The organism is Stenotrophomonas sp. STEN021 (assembly GCF_056760175.1).
This window is the reverse complement of sequence record NZ_JBRREH010000064.1, coordinates 13,014-27,755: the sequence shown is the minus strand read 5'-3', so window position 1 is coordinate 27,755 and position 14,742 is coordinate 13,014. Positions and strand designations below refer to the sequence as shown.

At 63.9% G+C, this 14,742-nt stretch carries 14 protein-coding genes; 3 read left to right on the top strand and 11 right to left on the bottom strand.

Going from position 1 to position 14,742, the window contains the following annotated elements; all coding sequences use genetic code 11:
• Window positions 1-129: 129 nt before the first annotated feature.
• From ACVOL0_RS14105 to ACVOL0_RS14060, 10 genes are all read right to left on the bottom strand, one after another.
• Window positions 130-528 (bottom strand): EF-hand domain-containing protein, encoded by a 399-nt coding sequence (locus tag ACVOL0_RS14105; RefSeq protein ID WP_481549638.1) that lies wholly within the window; start codon window positions 526-528, stop codon window positions 130-132.
• Between the two features lie 51 nt (window positions 529-579).
• Entirely contained in the window at window positions 580-888 is a 309-nt protein-coding gene (locus ACVOL0_RS14100; protein WP_481549637.1) for an EF-hand domain-containing protein, read from the bottom strand.
• A gap of 110 nt (window positions 889-998) precedes the next feature.
• A complete protein-coding gene (locus tag ACVOL0_RS14095; protein ID WP_481549636.1) occupies window positions 999-1,721 on the bottom strand; it encodes a hypothetical protein in 723 nt (240 codons plus the stop codon).
• Between the two features lie 63 nt (window positions 1,722-1,784).
• Window positions 1,785-2,690: an SMP-30/gluconolactonase/LRE family protein gene (locus tag ACVOL0_RS14090; RefSeq protein ID WP_481549641.1), complete on the bottom strand. Its 906-nt coding sequence runs from the start codon at window positions 2,688-2,690 to the stop codon at window positions 1,785-1,787.
• A gap of 337 nt (window positions 2,691-3,027) precedes the next feature.
• The gene (gene rlmM / locus ACVOL0_RS14085) at window positions 3,028-4,083 is read right to left on the bottom strand and encodes a 23S rRNA (cytidine(2498)-2'-O)-methyltransferase RlmM (protein ID WP_481549635.1); all 1,056 of its coding nucleotides are present in this window, start codon (window positions 4,081-4,083) and stop codon (window positions 3,028-3,030) included.
• A gap of 158 nt (window positions 4,084-4,241) precedes the next feature.
• Window positions 4,242-4,802 (bottom strand): nucleoside deaminase, encoded by a 561-nt coding sequence (locus ACVOL0_RS14080; protein WP_481549634.1) that lies wholly within the window; start codon window positions 4,800-4,802, stop codon window positions 4,242-4,244.
• Between the two features lie 296 nt (window positions 4,803-5,098).
• Window positions 5,099-7,375 carry a TonB-dependent receptor gene (locus tag ACVOL0_RS14075; RefSeq protein WP_481549633.1) on the bottom strand — a complete coding sequence of 759 codons (2,277 nt, stop codon included), beginning with the start codon at window positions 7,373-7,375 and terminating at the stop codon, window positions 5,099-5,101.
• Window positions 7,376-7,622: 247 nt separating this feature from the next.
• Window positions 7,623-8,363 carry an acetoacetyl-CoA reductase gene (gene phbB / locus ACVOL0_RS14070; protein ID WP_481549632.1) on the bottom strand — a complete coding sequence of 247 codons (741 nt, stop codon included), beginning with the start codon at window positions 8,361-8,363 and terminating at the stop codon, window positions 7,623-7,625.
• A gap of 31 nt (window positions 8,364-8,394) precedes the next feature.
• Window positions 8,395-9,723, bottom strand: a complete 1,329-nt coding sequence (locus ACVOL0_RS14065; RefSeq protein ID WP_481509892.1) for a CitMHS family transporter — start codon at window positions 9,721-9,723, stop codon at window positions 8,395-8,397.
• A gap of 42 nt (window positions 9,724-9,765) precedes the next feature.
• Complete coding sequence (locus ACVOL0_RS14060; protein ID WP_481549631.1) at window positions 9,766-10,941, bottom strand: OprO/OprP family phosphate-selective porin; 1,176 nt, start codon at window positions 10,939-10,941, stop codon at window positions 9,766-9,768.
• A 187-nt stretch (window positions 10,942-11,128) separates the two neighbouring features.
• Between ACVOL0_RS14060 and ACVOL0_RS14055 the strand changes: the two genes are divergently transcribed.
• From ACVOL0_RS14055 to ACVOL0_RS14045, 3 genes are read left to right on the top strand one after another with little or no spacing between them, the layout of a single operon-like run.
• The gene (locus tag ACVOL0_RS14055; RefSeq protein ID WP_481549630.1) at window positions 11,129-11,818 is read left to right on the top strand and encodes a response regulator; all 690 of its coding nucleotides are present in this window, start codon (window positions 11,129-11,131) and stop codon (window positions 11,816-11,818) included.
• Window positions 11,790-13,190, top strand: coding sequence for a sensor histidine kinase N-terminal domain-containing protein (locus ACVOL0_RS14050; protein ID WP_481549629.1), 1,401 nt, complete (start codon window positions 11,790-11,792; stop codon window positions 13,188-13,190). The genes ACVOL0_RS14055 and ACVOL0_RS14050 overlap by 29 nt, the downstream gene beginning before the upstream one ends.
• The gene (locus ACVOL0_RS14045; protein ID WP_481549628.1) at window positions 13,187-14,239 is read left to right on the top strand and encodes an ABC transporter substrate-binding protein; all 1,053 of its coding nucleotides are present in this window, start codon (window positions 13,187-13,189) and stop codon (window positions 14,237-14,239) included. The genes ACVOL0_RS14050 and ACVOL0_RS14045 overlap by 4 nt, the downstream gene beginning before the upstream one ends.
• 7 nt (window positions 14,240-14,246) lie before the next feature.
• Here ACVOL0_RS14045 and ACVOL0_RS14040 read toward each other — a convergent pair whose 3' ends face one another.
• Window positions 14,247-14,663 (bottom strand): hypothetical protein, encoded by a 417-nt coding sequence (locus ACVOL0_RS14040; RefSeq protein WP_481549627.1) that lies wholly within the window; start codon window positions 14,661-14,663, stop codon window positions 14,247-14,249.
• Window positions 14,664-14,742 lie beyond the last annotated feature (79 nt).

The window sequence follows — 14,742 nt, the reverse complement described above, 5'->3', positions numbered from 1 at the left end:
CGGCTGGGCATTGCCGATAGAGCCTCTGCCGAGCATGGCTCGGCACTACAGGTGAAGCGCCTGCCGAGCATGGCTCGGCACTACAGGTGAAGCGCCTGCCGAGCATGGCTCGGCACTACAGGTGATGCTTCAGCGCAGCCAGCCGGCCAACTGCTCACGCGACAGCTTGCCGCGCCGCGCCGTATCCAGGGCATTGAATTCGTCAGCCAGGGCCGGATTGGCCTGCGCTTCCTCGCGGCTGATGAAGCCATCTCCATCCACATCCATCGCCTCGAAGTCGATACGGTAATTGCCGATCACGCTGTCCGGCTGGATCGAGCGAACGGTGACCTGGGCCTGGTCGGTGGGCATCAGAATCCGGGTGGAATGGGTGACGTTGCCGGTAGCCAGCGGCTGTTCCCGTACATGCACCGGGGCTTCCTGCAGCGGTGCCGTTACCGCGCCTTGAGGCGGCGCGGTTTGAGCATGCAATGAGGCAAACGGCAGTGCGCTGGACAACAACAGGGTAAGGCGGAACGCTGTGTACACGGGGACCTCTGGGTCAGTGGGGAATCGCCCGGATACCGTCGCCTTGGCCACTTACTTCTTCAGCCAACCTTCCAGCTGGGCCTTGCTCAGACGACCAGTATGCTGGGTGTCGATGGCATCGAATTCGCGCTCAAGGGTGGGGTCGGCTTTGGCTTCCGCGCGGCTGATATAGCCATCGTGGTTGCGGTCCAGCTTGGCGAAGTCGATATGGTAGTCGCCCTTGATGGAGTTGGGCTCCTCGGAGGTGATGGTAACCGGGGTGCCGTTCTCATCCAATGTGACCTTCCCGGTTTGCTGGGCGAAAGCGGCTGTTGTGGCTGTGCAAAGCAGCAGAGCCGGCAGCAGGCGGCGCATGTTCATGTTGGTTCTCCTTCCTCGCGGTGATGGCGTATCACCGGGGCAATGCTCTTCCCTGCAAAGTTAAGTGCCGCTCAAAAAAGCATGCAGGCATTGCACTCGTTGCGGATGATTCAGCCCGGGATGAACGGGAACACCAGTTTCAACAGGCCTTTCAAACCACCCTCGGCGGTGGAGCTGATCGCCTTTGCGCCCAGGCTGTTGAGCGCGCGACGCAGGTCAACCCAGCGCAGTTGGGTGACGTCCTTCTTCAACAGCTCGACGACTTCTTCCGAGGAAGGGGCCAGCTTTTTCAAGGCATCCAATGTGGCCTGCGGATCAGGCTGCAGGTAATTCCAGCGTTCGGCAATGTTGAGCAGGGTGTCGAAGCGTACCGCCACCACTTCGCGGTTGCGCTCATAGACCGGGATGGCGCCGACATCAAGGATGGCCTGCTCGAAGCGCTGCGCATCGTCCGGGTGCTCGATACGGATGGCGAGGAAGCCTTCCTTGCGGCTGCGTTCGCTGACGTGTTTTGCCCCTGAGCGCAGATTGGCCTCGGTCAGCACCGCAGCGACGATGCGCTGCAGGGCGGCCTCACCTTCCTCTGGCACCAGGGCGCGCCAGCGCGCGTAGCCATCGCGACGCAGGCCTTTGACCTTGGCGGGAGTGACCCGCAGTTGCAGGGCAACGGTGGCATTGGAATCGCTGCGATTGATCGCGCCATCGCGCTCAATCAACACGAAAATGAGCAATTCCAGATCACGCTTGGTCAGTGACTGGAAGCCCTGCATCAGTGTCAGGCGCAGAAACTCATTGCCGAAGCTGGCTGGGTCCTTCAGTTCGATGCTGTGCATTGCGGCTCCTCCCATGACCTACAGCATGCCTGATCTGGATTGCAGCAGCTGAGACTGATGGGCTCAGGGTTTGGCAGCTTGCCGCAGGCCGTATTCACGCCCCGCTCGGTCGGCCTGGAAGGTTTCCACCGCGCCGCGATCCTGCAAGGTAACGAAGACTTGGTGGCCGTCGCTGCCGCCGAAGGCAAGGTTGGTAGGCTTGCGGCCCTTCAACTGCACTTCGCGCAGCAGCTTGCCATCTGGCGATACCACCGCAATCACGCCGGCATCGTAGCGGGCGATGTAGAGGTTGCCGTCGGTGTCGCAGCGCATGCCATCCATGCCGTGGTCATCGAAACGGATCAGCAGGCGCTTGTTGCTGATGCTGCCGTCGGCGGCACGGTCGTAGACCCAGACATTGCGCTGCACGCTTTCGTTGACGTACAGGCGCTGGCCATCGGGGCTGACCTCGATGCCATTGGTGGTGCCCATGCCTGTTTCGAGCAGGTGCACACTGCCGTCGCGCTCGATGCGCCATAGCTGACCATCATCGGCCTTGGCCCAGTTGGGATCGCTGGCGTAAAGCGTGCCGTCGGCGGCGAGGGCGATGTCGTTGGGCTGGTGCGCGTTTGCAAGATGCGCGAACACGCTGACGCTGCTTGAGCCAGGTGCCACGCGCAGGATGTTGTGACGCGGGTAGTCGGCGATATACATCGTGCCATCGCTGCCGAAGCGGATGCCGTTGCCGATGCTGCCTTCGGGCAGGGTGAGGAACAGCGCCGCCTTGCCGGTTTCATCGACGCGGCCGATAGTGCCGTCCTTGCCGATGTTGACCACGTACAGCGCGCCATCCGGGCCGGTCGCCGGGCCTTCGATGCCGATGGTGAAGGTGCCATCGCCGACGTGGTCGCGGGCGATGAAGGTGTCGGCGGCCAAAGCAGTGCTGCTCAGGGTGATGAGCGCGAGGGCGGCGATGCGGGCGCGGGTGATCTGGCAGGCGATGGCGGCGACTTCCGTGTTGGTGGAAGTGGGAGTGTGCCAGAGGCTTGGAGGGAAGCGGAGTGTGGTTGCTTGGGCAACTTTGGCAGCGGCGCAGGTAGTGCCGAGCCATGCTCGGCAGGAGCGTTACCGGAACAATGATCGGTAGTGCCGAGCCATGCTCGGCAGAGGCTTTACCGGTAATGCCGATGCCGAGCATGGCTCGGCACTACCGATCATTGTTCCGGTAACGCTCCTGCCGAGCATGGCTCGGCACTACAGGGAATTTCGAGGCAGAAAGCTGCCCTCGCCCCAGCCCCTCTCCCGCTTCGCAGGAGAGGGCTTCAAATCAAGCGCCCTTTGGCCGCGGAGTCACGAACACCGTAATTTCCTCACGGTCGTGATACAGCTGTTTGGCGCGGATCGTCAGCGGCTTGTCTGCTTTTTCGGCAAACAGATCCAGGCACAGGCGCGTCTCATCCCAGCGCTTCTTCATCGGCAGCTTCAGGTTGAAGATGGCGTGCTTGCACCAGCCTTCGCGCAGCCAGGTGCCCATGCGCTCGGCCACGCGGCGCGGCTGTTCGACCATGTCGCAGACCATCCAGTCCAGCGGTGTTTCCGGCTGCCAATGGAAACCGTCGGCGCGCAGGTGCTCGACCAGACCGGTATCCAGCACGTGCTGGCGCAGTGGGCCGTTGTCGATGCTGCTCACATGCAGATGCTGGCGGGTCAGCACCCAGGTCCAACCGCCCGGTGCCGCACCGAGGTCGGCCGAGCGCATACCAGGCACCACCAGTGCTTCGCGCTCTTCCGGCGTGAGCAGGGTCATGAAGGCTTCTTCCAGCTTCAAGGCCGAACGCGAGGGTGCGTCCGGCAGCAGCTTCAAGCGCGGAATGCCCAGCAGCCACGGTGCGCTGTCGCGGGTGTCGGAGACGCAGACGAAGGCATGCGTGCCATCGACGAACACCACATGCAGGCGCGGCAGCTTGCCGTTGGGCTTGTCAGTGAGCAGGCCGCCTTTGCGCAGCGCTGGGCGCAGCGCATTGCCGAAGGCGCGGGCCAGGCCAGCCAGCGGTTTGCCTGCGTCCGAGTCGGGGTGCTCGACCCACAGATCGCCAAACCGTTGCTGGCCTTCCAGCGCAGCGATGATCGGGGTGATGCGATCCGTGGCATCGAGCTGTGGCAGCTCGGCGAGAATCCGCAGCTTCTGGCGGGCGAAGATCAGCTCGCGCCAGGGCAGACGCTGGTCCAGCGCTTCGGCCTCATCGGTGACGAATACCACGTAGCCATCGTTGCGCTGGGTACGGGCGTAGCCGGCCATGCCGGCATGGCCAGCACGGTCGTTCAATTCGCCGGCCAGTTCCGGTTCAAAGCCTTGGCGGCAGTAGCAGAGCAGGCCGGTCATGGAAATCCTTGTGTGGAGCGGGTGGGGTCTCCTTCTCCCGTCGGGAGAAGGTGCCCCGTAGGGGTGGATGAGGGTCGGTGAAGCCTTGTGCAGTTCGTATCCTGCGACCTGCCGGACCCTCACCCCAACCCCTCTCCCGGTGGGAGAGGGGCTTTCGGTCAGTAGCGTGCGCCGTCGTTCTTGCCGTAGCTGTGCAGCACGGCGCGGGCGTCGTCGCGGTTGATGCCCTGCACGACCTCGATGCCGCGCTTGTTCAGTTCACCTGCCCAATCGGTCGGCAACGGGCCTTCGTCGAACGGGGTGAGTTCTTCTACGTCGGCGGCGCTGGCGCCGATCAACAGGCGGTCGATACCAGCCCAGACGGTGGCGCCGTAGCACTGGCAGCAGGGCTGCGAGGACGTGGCCAGGGTGATAGGTGACAGCAGCGCGTTCAGGCGCGGGGTGTTGAGCTTCTGCTGGGCCAGCATATAGGCCATGTTTTCGGCGTGTGCCAACGAGGTGGCGTGCGGCACCACGCGGTTCACCGCAGCGGCGATCACCTTGTGATCCGGGCCGAACACCACAGCACCAAACGGGCCGCCGCTGGCATGTTCAATGTTCAGCCGTGACAGCTCGATGGCCAGCGCCACCTTGTCCGCATCGCTGGTATAGGCGCGGTCGCAGTCGACGGCGTCGTGGATCCAGACGGGGAGGGTGAGGTGAACCTGGGCGTGCAGCATGATGATGACCGGCGTTATGGCAAAAAACGGCGGTCAGTTTAGCGGACTGGGGGGCTGGGGCGGGTTTGCTGGTGGGGGTTGTTCAGGTGTGGGGGACGGTAGGCAACGATCTGTAGCGAGGCCGGGTTCAGCCCCCTCCCATTCGCGCAGCGAAGGGGAGGGCTGGGGAGGGGTTGGCTTTTGCTTCGGGGGTTGCGGTTGACGCGAAAAGCACCCCTCCCCGACCCTCCCCTTGGCCTCCGGCCAAAGGGAGGGGGCTGGCCCCTTCGCTGCGCGAAAGGGAAGGAGCCAAAGGCTTAAAACTCCGCACCCAACGTCATGAAGATCTGCCGCGGAGCGCTGGCGTGGATGGAATAGCGGGTGCCGCTGGGATCGGTCGGGGCGAACGAGCTGAGCTGGCCGGCGTAGCGCTTGTTAGTCAGGTTGGTCACGTTCATGGATACCTTCACGTTCTGCAGGCCAAGACCTGGGCCGAAGCTGTAACCGCCGCCGGCATCGAAAGTGGTCACGCCTGGCACCGACTGGTCGTTGGTATAGGTGTAGTAACGCTTGCCGGTGTACTTGCCGCGCAGGCTGGCGAACCAACCATCACGGTTCCAGCTCAATTCGCTGGAGGCCATGCGTTGCGGGGTGTCGACGGTGATCTTGCCGGCCACCGGCACGATCGCGCCGCCGGAGATGTAATCGTCCTCATAGGTGGTCTTGTTCCAGGACAGCGCGTTGTACCACTGCAGGCCTTGCGTCGGCTTGAGGATGAAGGTCAGCTCCGCACCCTGGCTCTTCACCGAGCCGACGTTGATGAAGCGGGTGATGCACTCCGGTCGCGTGCCGACTTCGATGCTGGTGCAGGGGTTGAGCGAGAGCAGGCGGTTGTCGAACATCACGTGGTACGCAGCCAATGAAGCCTGGTACTTGCTGCCGAAGGTGCGGAAGCCGGCCTCGAAGGTCTTGGACTTCTCCGGTTCCAGGCCGGCACTGGCGGCAAAGGACTCGGGCGAAACCTGCAGCGGGCCGCCGCTGCCGCCGCCGACGAAGGCGGCGATGTTCTCGGCATAGGACGCGAACAGCTCGTTGTTGGCATTGAGCTTGAAGCCGACACCCAGCTGCGGCAGCAGCGATTCCTTGGCGGTCAGCGTGCCAGACGCAAGTTTCTGCTCGGTGCCCGGTTTGGCCGTGGCGCGCATGCGCGTGTTCGGGCTCTTGATGCCGACATCCACGGTCAGGCGCTGGTCGAGGAAGCGCATGCGGTCCTGCACGTAGAACTGCCGCGTGCGGATGTCGAAGTCCTGGTCGAACAGGCGACGGTCCGGATTCTTGAGGTAGGTGTCGTCGAGGAAGGGACCGTCGATGTAGTAGAAGTTGCGCTCGACGTTGTGGTCGTTCTGCTCGAACCACAGGCCGGCTTCCAACTCATGGATGCCGACGTTCCACGACAGCGCAGCGGTCAGGCCCTGGCGGTCGATGGTGTAGTTGGTGCTGCGGATGGAGATCGGCAGCATGCGGTCGGTGCCCGGGTACGAGGGCTGGCCCGGTGCCCACCAGTGGCCCTGGCCACGATTGTCATGGTGGTAGGCAAGCAGCTTGAGGTTGAGTTCGTCGCCCAGATGCAGGTTGGCATCGAGCGAATACAGATTGTCATCGCGCAACGCGCGGCTCTGGTAGTAGGCATCGTCGATGCTGTTGACGCCGCCAGTGAAGGCGCAGCGCGTGGCGTCGAAGGTCGCTGGAGCGCAGTATGCAGCGGCGACGGCACGGTCCCAATCCGGCGCGTAGATGTTCCAGTCGTAGCCCAGTCCACGCTGCAGCATGCTCTTGGACAGATAGGCGTAGTTGGCCTGGCTTGCCCGCGAGGTGGCGACGAAGGCGCCGAAACGGTGATCACCCACGTTCCACACCGCCTTGGCGTTGAACTGGCGGGTGGTCTGGTTCTGGTGTGGCGCAGCCCACATGTCGGCATCCTGATGCACGCCGGAGACATAGGCAGAGAAGCCATTCAGATCGCCGGTATCCACGCGCAGGTAACCGCGGCGCTGGTTGTCATCGCCGACGGTGACGCTGGCGCGACCACCAAACACCGTGGACGGGTCCTGCGAGAAGTACTGGATGGCACCGCCCAGGTTGCTGGTCGAGGCCACGCCCAGCGAGCCGATGCCCTGTGACAACTCGGCGCCGCCCAGGTTCTCGGCAATGATGGCGCGGGCGATGCTCAGGCCGTTGTAGTTGCCATAGCTGTTGTCGCCGAGCGGGATGCCATCGAGCGTATAGCCAAGACGGGTCTTGTCGAAGCCGCGCAGGCTGATGGTCTGCGATTCTTCGTTGGCGCCGAAGGCATCATTGGACTGCACGGAGACACCGGGCAGACGATCAAGAATCTTCTGGCCGCTGCTGCCTGGCGGCAACACCTGCTTGTCGACTTCGCCGATGCGTTGCACCTGACGGGTCTGGCCTTGGCCGATCACCGAGATGGTATCCAGTGTCTGCGCGGAGGCGCCGCTGTCTGCAGCCGCTTCGGCGAAGGCCTGGTTTGTGCACAGGGCGAGAGTGATGGCGAAGCTGAGGCGTTGGAGATTCATTGTCTACCGGGTCCATGGAAAGGCCGGCGTGTACGCCGGTCCAGGGAGCCTGTCCGACGATTGTTAAAGCTCGTTTACGCAGATGCGAAACATTGCTGTTCAGCAGTATTTTGCGGACAGATGCGAGCAGAACTGCGACGCAGTCGATATGAAATGCCGGACGTTCGACAGCAATGCTGCGCAGGCTTCCAAAAGAAAACGCCGCGACAAAGCGCGGCGTTGGTTGTTGCAGCCAGTGATTGCAATATCAACCCATGTACAGGCCACCGTTGACCGGATAGTCCGCACCGGTCACATAGGCAGCATCATCGCTGGCCAGCCACGCGCACAGCGCAGCCACTTCTTCGGGCTTGCCGAGGCGGCGGATCGGTACCGAGGCCGCAAGCCGGTCCAATACATCCGGCGGGAAGCTGCTGATCGCCTGACTGGCAATGTAGCCCGGCGAAATGGTGTTGACGGTGACGCCACGCGCTGCGACTTCGGCGGCGAGCGCGCGGCTGAAACCATGCATCGCGGCCTTGGCCGTTGCATAGTTGACCTGGCCGATCTGGCCCTTCTGCGCGCTGACCGATCCGATGTTGATGATGCGGCCCCAGTTCTGGTTGGTCATGCCATCGACCACCTGCTTGCTCAGGTTGAACAAGGTGTTGAGGTTGGAGGCGATCACCGCGTTCCAGTCTTCGCTGCTCATCTGCCGGAACAGCATGTCGCGGCTACCGCCGGAGTTGTTGACCAGCACATCCACTTCACCCACTTCCGCCCGCACCTTGGCGAACGCAGCGGTGGTGGAGTCCCAATCGGCAGCATTGCCTTCGGACACGATGAAATCAAAGCCGAGTTCGCGCTGCTCGCGGATCCAGTTGGCCTTGCGCGGTGAATCCGGTGCGCAGCCTGCCACCACCGTGTGGCCGGCGCGGGCCAGGGACTGGCAGATGGCAGTGCCGACACTGCCCATGCCACTGGTGACGTAAGCGATACGTAGCGTCATGGTGCTCTCCAATGCGTCAGGTAGGTGCCGCTCAGGCGGCCAATGGATACAGGGCGAACAGCAGGCTGCCGGCCATCAGGATCAGCGAAATCAATACCGCCCACTTCAGGGTGAACTTCTGGTGGTCAGCGAAATCCACCTTGGCCAGACCAACCAGCAGATAGGTCGACGGCACCAGCGGGCTCAACAGGTGCACCGGCTGACCAGCCAGCGAGGCGCGCGCCATTTCCACCGGGGTGATGCCGTAGTGACCGGCCGCTTCGGACAGGATCGGCAACACGCCGAAGTAGAAGGCGTCATTGGACATGAAGAAGGTGAAGGGCATCGATGCCACGGCGGTGATCACCGCCAGGTAGGGGCCCCAGGCCTCCGGAATCACCGACAGGAAGCCGCGCGACATCGCCTCGACCATGCCGGTATTGGACAGGATGCCAGTGAAGATGCCCGCAGCGAAGATCAGCGACACCACCGACAACACATTGCCTGCGTGGTTGACCACGCGGCGGCGCTGCTCGGCCAGGTTCGGATAGTTGATCACCAGCGCGATGGCGAAGCCGACCATGAACAGGATCGGCATCGGCAGCAGGCCGATCACCAGCGCCGCCATCAGTGCCAGGGTCAGGGCGAAGTTGACCCACAGCAGCTTCGGCCGCTTGGTGTCTTCGGCGTCTTCCACCGTCGGCAGCGCGTCGCTGTCATCGGAAACACTAGCGTCCATCCACGAGCCGCCGTGCGGCAGGGCGACCACACCAAGACGACGGCGTTCCTTCATGCCCAGGTACCAGGCCAGTGCGAGGATGCCGGCACAGGCCAGCACCATCGCCGGAATCAGTGGCACGAACACATCGGCCGGATCCACATGCAGTGCGGTCGCTGCACGTGCGGTCGGGCCGCCCCACGGGGTGAGGTTCATCACGCCACCGGCGAGGATGGTCACGCAGGTCATGCTCAGCGCGTTCATGCCCAGCCGACGGTACAGCGGCAGCATCGCCGACACGGTGATCATGTAGGTGGTGGAGCCGTCGCCATCGAGCGAGATCAGCATCGCCAGCACCGCGGTGCCCATCACGATCTTCAGCGGATCGCCCTTGACGATGCGCAGGATGATGCGCACCAGCGGATCGAACAGGCCGGCGTCGATCATCACCCCGAAGTAGAGGATGGCGAACATCAGCATCACGCCGGTCGGCGCGATCTTCTTGATGCCGTCGAGCATCATCTCATCGAGGCCGGCACCGAAGCCGCCAATCAGGGCGAACACGATGGGTACGGTAATCAGGGCGACCAGCGGCGACAGTCGTTTGCTCATGATGAGATACATGAACGTCAGGACCATGCCGAAGCCGAGGATGGTCAGCATCATCTGCAGACTCCTTGAAGGGACAGGACGGGAAGGGGATGTTTAGAAATCGAACTGCAGGCGGCCGGTGACCGCGCGGGTGTGGTCCACCGTGGTATCGGTCAGGCGATTGCGGTTGCGGCTGTCGATCAGGTTGAGCATGAAACGCAGGTTGTCGCGCAGGTACCAGTTACCTGCCAGGGTCCAGGCTTCGGTGCTGCCGTTGCGCAGATCGGGCTGGCCATCAAGGTGCTGGTTGCCGCGCATCTGGTCGTAGCGCAACGCGACTTCAAACGCGCCGGGCTTGTGGCGGATGTCCTTGATGCGGGCGAAGCGGCCAGTCTTGCGGTCATAGCTGCGCGACTCGCCGGTGACGAACCAGCTGAGCATGCCGTAGCCCGCCATCACTTCACCGCGCTGCGCGCCATCGTCGAAGGTGGCGCCGCTGAATTCGCCCTGCCATGACAGCGGGCCGCGCACCTGTGCGTATTCCAGCGACCACTTGTTGACGTCGGTATCGCGGCCGGCCGAGAAGTCGACCAATGTCAGGCGACTTTCATCGGACAGATGGCCGGCCGGGCGTGGGCGGATGCGCAAGGCAGGAACGCCATTCACGCCGGGGTTGTCATAGGCCTCGCGGGCCAGCGACAAGCCCAGGTGCAGCACATCGCCAGCGGCCGGGCTCGGCGCCCAGGTGACGCGGCCACCGGCAGCGCGGCCCTTTACCTGCCAGGCATCGATGCTTTCCAGGCTGTAGACGCTGGCCGCCCAGGTCATGTCGCCCGGGTTGGCCTGCCAGGACGCGCCGAGGCGGTACAGCGGGGCCAGGCTGGTGCCGGCGTTGCCGCGCTCCAGGAAGCTGCCGTAGTTGGAGCCGGTGCGGTCGTCCAGCGAGTAGTACTGTTTGAACTGGCCCACGGTCAGCCTGCCGGCATCGCCGAAGCTGCGGCTGACGTAGACGTCCTTGGCTTCGGGGCGGTCGCCGGAGAAGTCAGCTTCCAGCTTGTAGTCGACCAGGAAGAACTTGCCTGACACATCCAGCCAGGCGCGACGGATCTCGGTGTCGTCCTTGTTTGGGGTGCCACGGTGATCATTGTCGAAGCTGGCGAAATCCAGGTGCAGGCGCCCGCCGATCGTGGCCGTGACCGGGCCTTCGTCCTCCGCGGCCAGCGCCGGTGCGCCAATGCACAGCAGGACAGCAGCAGCGAGGCTGCGCTTTTGGAAAACACTCAGTTCCACAAACCCTCCCAGGTGCGCGCCAGGCGCGCGGCAAACATGGGCACCTGCTGGTGCGTGGCCGCAGTCTGGAGGGGACTAGCTGTCATCCGCCTGTCAGCACTTTGTGCGTTGCAGCAATGCGCGATTGTCCCTGCGCTCTGCTGGCTTCCGCGTTAGCATTCGCGCCTTCCCGCCACATTCCCCTGCGATGCGCCTGCTGCTGGTTGAAGACAATGCGGACCTGGCCGACGCCATCATCCGTCGCATGCGCCGCAATGGCCATGCGGTGGATTGGCAGGCCGACGGCATGGGCGCCGCCAGCGTGCTGCGCTACCAGAGCTTCGATCTGGTGGTGCTGGACATCGGCCTGCCCAAGCTCGATGGCCTGCGCGTGCTGGCTGGCATGCGCGAGCGCGGCGACAGCACGCCGGTGCTGATGCTTACCGCCCGCGATGGCATCGAGGATCGCGTGCAGGCGCTGGATGTAGGCGCTGACGATTATCTGGGCAAGCCCTTCGACTTCCGCGAATTCGAGGCGCGCTGTCGAGTACTGCTGCGACGTGGTCGCGGCCAGGCCAGTGAAGTGGTGCAGATCGGCAGCTTCCAGTTCGACAATGCCGCGCATCGGGTCAGCCTGGACGGCGAGGTGATCGAACTGCCGAACCGCGAGTTCCGTCTGTTAGAGATCCTGGTTGGCCGGCTCGGACAGGTCGTGGGTAAGGATGAAATCGGCAAGGGCTTGTTCGGTTTCGATGACGAAGCCGGGCCCAATGCCATCGAGCTGTATATCGGGCGGCTGCGCAAGAAACTGGCGGCCGCACCCGTGCGCATCACCACCGTTCGCGGCGTGGGCTACATGTTGGAAGCCAATGACGGCGGTACTGATGGCGACGGCTGAGGTCCGCACCTCCGGTTCATTGCGGCGCACCTTGATGCTGTATCTGGGCGCGTTGCTGGCGGTGTTCGCGGTGGCCTTGCTGTTCGCCGCGCGCGACTACGGGCAACGCGCGGCGAATCGTTCCTATGACCATCTGTTGGTGTCCTCGGCGCTGTCCATCGCCGATTCGGTCGCATTGGTTGATGGCCAATGGCAGGTGGACCTGCCGTATGCAGCCCTGGACCTGCTGTCGATGGCCGAAGAAGACCGCGTGTTCTATCGCGTGGCTGATAGCCGTGGCCGCACCATCACCGGCTACGAGGATCTTCCCCAGGCACCGCGCAGGAGTGGCAACCAGCCGCAGTTGTTCGATGCCGACTACAGCGGTGAGACGGTGCGCTTCGTGGTGGTCAAGCGCAGCTTCGCCGCCGCCTCTGCGCAGGGTGAAGTACAGGTGCAGGTGGGGCAGACCCGTCGCGCACGCGCCGAGCTGGCGCAGGAAATGGTCAACCGCGCGCTGATCGCCATCGGCGTGTTGTCGGCTTTGTTGCTGGCGCTGGTGGCCTTCGGCGTGCACCGCGCGTTCCGTCCCTTGGTGCGGTTGGAACGCGAGTTGTCGCGTCGCGAGCCGTCTGATCTGAAACCGCTGGACTCGCATGTGCCGCGCGAGATGAACCAGATGGTTGCTGCCTTGAACCGCTTCATGGAACGCCTGTCCAGCAGCAACGAAACCCTGCGTGCATTCATGGCCGAAGCCGCACATCAGATGCGCACGCCGCTGGCAGCACTGCGCGCACAGGCCCAGCTGGCCTTGGACGAAGAAGAGCCCGAGGAGATGCAGCGCAGCCTGCGTGCAATCGAACGCAATGCCACCCATATGAGCCGCCTGCTGAACCAGCTACTTAGCGATGCCAGCGTGATCCACCGCTCCAACCTGCAGCGCTTCGCACTACTGGACCTGGCTGAAACCGTGCATCAGGCCCTGCACGAAGCCTTGCCGCAGGCCGGTCCTGCACCACGCGTACAGCTGGCGATCACCACCGGCGCAGTGCAGGTCAACGGTGATGCCCTGCTGTTGCGCGAAGCGATCAAGAACCTGATCGACAATGCGGTGAAATACGGCGGCGATGGCCCGCTGCAGATCGCCCTGACCGTGCTGGACACGCAGGCGGTATTGACCATCGCCGACCACGGCCCCGGTATCAGCGCCGCCGATGCCGAACGCGTATTCGAGCGCTTCGGACGCGGTGAAAATGCGCCTGTCGGTGGTGCCGGGCTGGGACTGGCCATCGTCAAGCGCGTGGTTGAAAGCCATGGCGGCAGCATCGACCTGAGCAACCGGCCCGAAGGCGGTCTGGTCGCCACCATCCATCTGCCGAGGCATGCTGCATGAGCCGCTTGTTGATCCTGTTGTTGGGCCTGCTGCTGGCATCGTCATTGCGCGCTGCGCCGGGTGATGTACAGCGCTTCCCCGCGCAGGGCGTTGTGACCGAGCAGCTGCGCATCCACGGTACCACCGACATCGAAGTATTCGCGGTGGTGATCGCCGACTACCAGCGCCTGCATCCGGGCACGGAAGTCGTTTACGAAGACATCATCACCCAGGATCTGTATGCGCGCTTCCTGCGCGACCGCAACACCGCCAACACACCCGATCTGCTGATCTCCAGCGGCATGGATCTGCAGACCAAGCTGGTCAACGATGGCCATGCACTGCCGCATCGTTCGCCGCAGACGGAAGCCATGCCTTCCTGGGCGAAGTGGCGCAATGAGGCCTTCGGCATCAGTTACGAGCCGGTGGCGATGGTCTACAACACGCGTGCTTTGCCTGCGGAAAAAGTGCCGCACACGCGCCGCCAGCTGCTGGACCTGCTGCGTGCCGAAGGCACGCCGCTGCGCGGCAAGGTCGGCACCTACGATATCGAGCGCAGCAGTGTCGGCTATCTGCTGGCGACCCAGGATGCGCAGCGCGGCAGCATCGCTGGCGCCTTGCTCGGCGCATTGGGTGACAACGGCGTGGTGCGCGAGGAGCGTACCGGCGTGCTGTTGGACCAGGTCAGCAGCGGCAAGCTGTCGCTGGTTTACAACGTGTTGGGTTCCTACGCGCAGGCGCGTATCGATGCCGGTGCGCCCCTGGGCATTGTCGAACCCGAGGACTACACGCTGGTGGTGCTGCGCACGGCGGTGATTCCGCGCAACAGCCCACACCCTGCCGAAGCCAAGCGCTTCCTCGACTACCTGTTGTCGGCGCGCGGCCAGCAGGTGCTGTCGCGCGAGGCGCGGCTGATGCCGATCATCCGCAACGGTGGCGGTGACAGCGATCCCGGGCAGAACCGGCGGCCGATCCAGTTGGGGCCCGGGTTGCTGGTGTATCTGGATGCGCTCAAGCGCCGCCAATTTATCGATGCCTGGCGCAGCAGCGTGGAGCCCAAGCCGCGCTGAGCGCGATTCAGCGTGCCGGTGCGGGATTCTCGGTCATGGGTTGGCGCAGTGGATCGCTGCTGCCGGCTGAGGCGCACTGGCCGTTGACGCAACGACAGCCCTGGATCTCGGGGAAACCACAGACACTCATCATGCCCTTGGCCTGGCAGCTGGCCTGCACGCCGGCCGGATCGGTGGGGCTGTTGACGTTGACGCAGGCCGGGTAGTAACCGCAGCAGTTGCCGACGTTCTTCACCGTGCAATCGGCGTCGACCTTGCAGCTGCTGTCGACCACGACGGGCGTGGCAGGAGGTTTGGCAGGGGTTGATGGTTCGCTGGCCGGGACTGGCGCGGGCGCTTGCGAGGTGACCGGAGCGGTAGCGGCCGGTGAACTGCAGGCGGTGAGGGCGAGCAGCAGACAGAGCAGCAGTGACAGACGGAACATGGGGGCATCCTGTTCTGGGCACGCGGCCATGGTAGCCGCGTCCCAGGTGAGCAGGGGGTTACCGGGCTGTCAGCCGGTA

What these genes read in the sequence shown, in the direction of transcription:
- ACVOL0_RS14100 (WP_481549637.1), bottom strand. Translation starts at nt 888, where the DNA reads ATGAACATGCGCCGCCTGCTGCCGGCTCTGCTGCTTTGCACAGCCACA.
- ACVOL0_RS14075 (WP_481549633.1), bottom strand. Translation starts at nt 7,375, where the DNA reads ATGAATCTCCAACGCCTCAGCTTCGCCATCACTCTCGCCCTGTGCACA.
- phbB (WP_481549632.1), bottom strand. Translation starts at nt 8,363, where the DNA reads ATGACGCTACGTATCGCTTACGTCACCAGTGGCATGGGCAGTGTCGGC.
- ACVOL0_RS14080 (WP_481549634.1), bottom strand. Translation starts at nt 4,802, where the DNA reads ATGCTGCACGCCCAGGTTCACCTCACCCTCCCCGTCTGGATCCACGAC.
- ACVOL0_RS14095 (WP_481549636.1), bottom strand. Translation starts at nt 1,721, where the DNA reads ATGCACAGCATCGAACTGAAGGACCCAGCCAGCTTCGGCAATGAGTTT.
- ACVOL0_RS14065 (WP_481509892.1), bottom strand. Translation starts at nt 9,723, where the DNA reads ATGCTGACCATCCTCGGCTTCGGCATGGTCCTGACGTTCATGTATCTC.
- rlmM (WP_481549635.1), bottom strand. Translation starts at nt 4,083, where the DNA reads ATGACCGGCCTGCTCTGCTACTGCCGCCAAGGCTTTGAACCGGAACTG.
- ACVOL0_RS14050 (WP_481549629.1), top strand. Translation starts at nt 11,790, where the DNA reads ATGACGGCGGTACTGATGGCGACGGCTGAGGTCCGCACCTCCGGTTCA.
- ACVOL0_RS14055 (WP_481549630.1), top strand. Translation starts at nt 11,129, where the DNA reads ATGCGCCTGCTGCTGGTTGAAGACAATGCGGACCTGGCCGACGCCATC.
- ACVOL0_RS14040 (WP_481549627.1), bottom strand. Translation starts at nt 14,663, where the DNA reads ATGTTCCGTCTGTCACTGCTGCTCTGTCTGCTGCTCGCCCTCACCGCC.
- ACVOL0_RS14045 (WP_481549628.1), top strand. Translation starts at nt 13,187, where the DNA reads ATGAGCCGCTTGTTGATCCTGTTGTTGGGCCTGCTGCTGGCATCGTCA.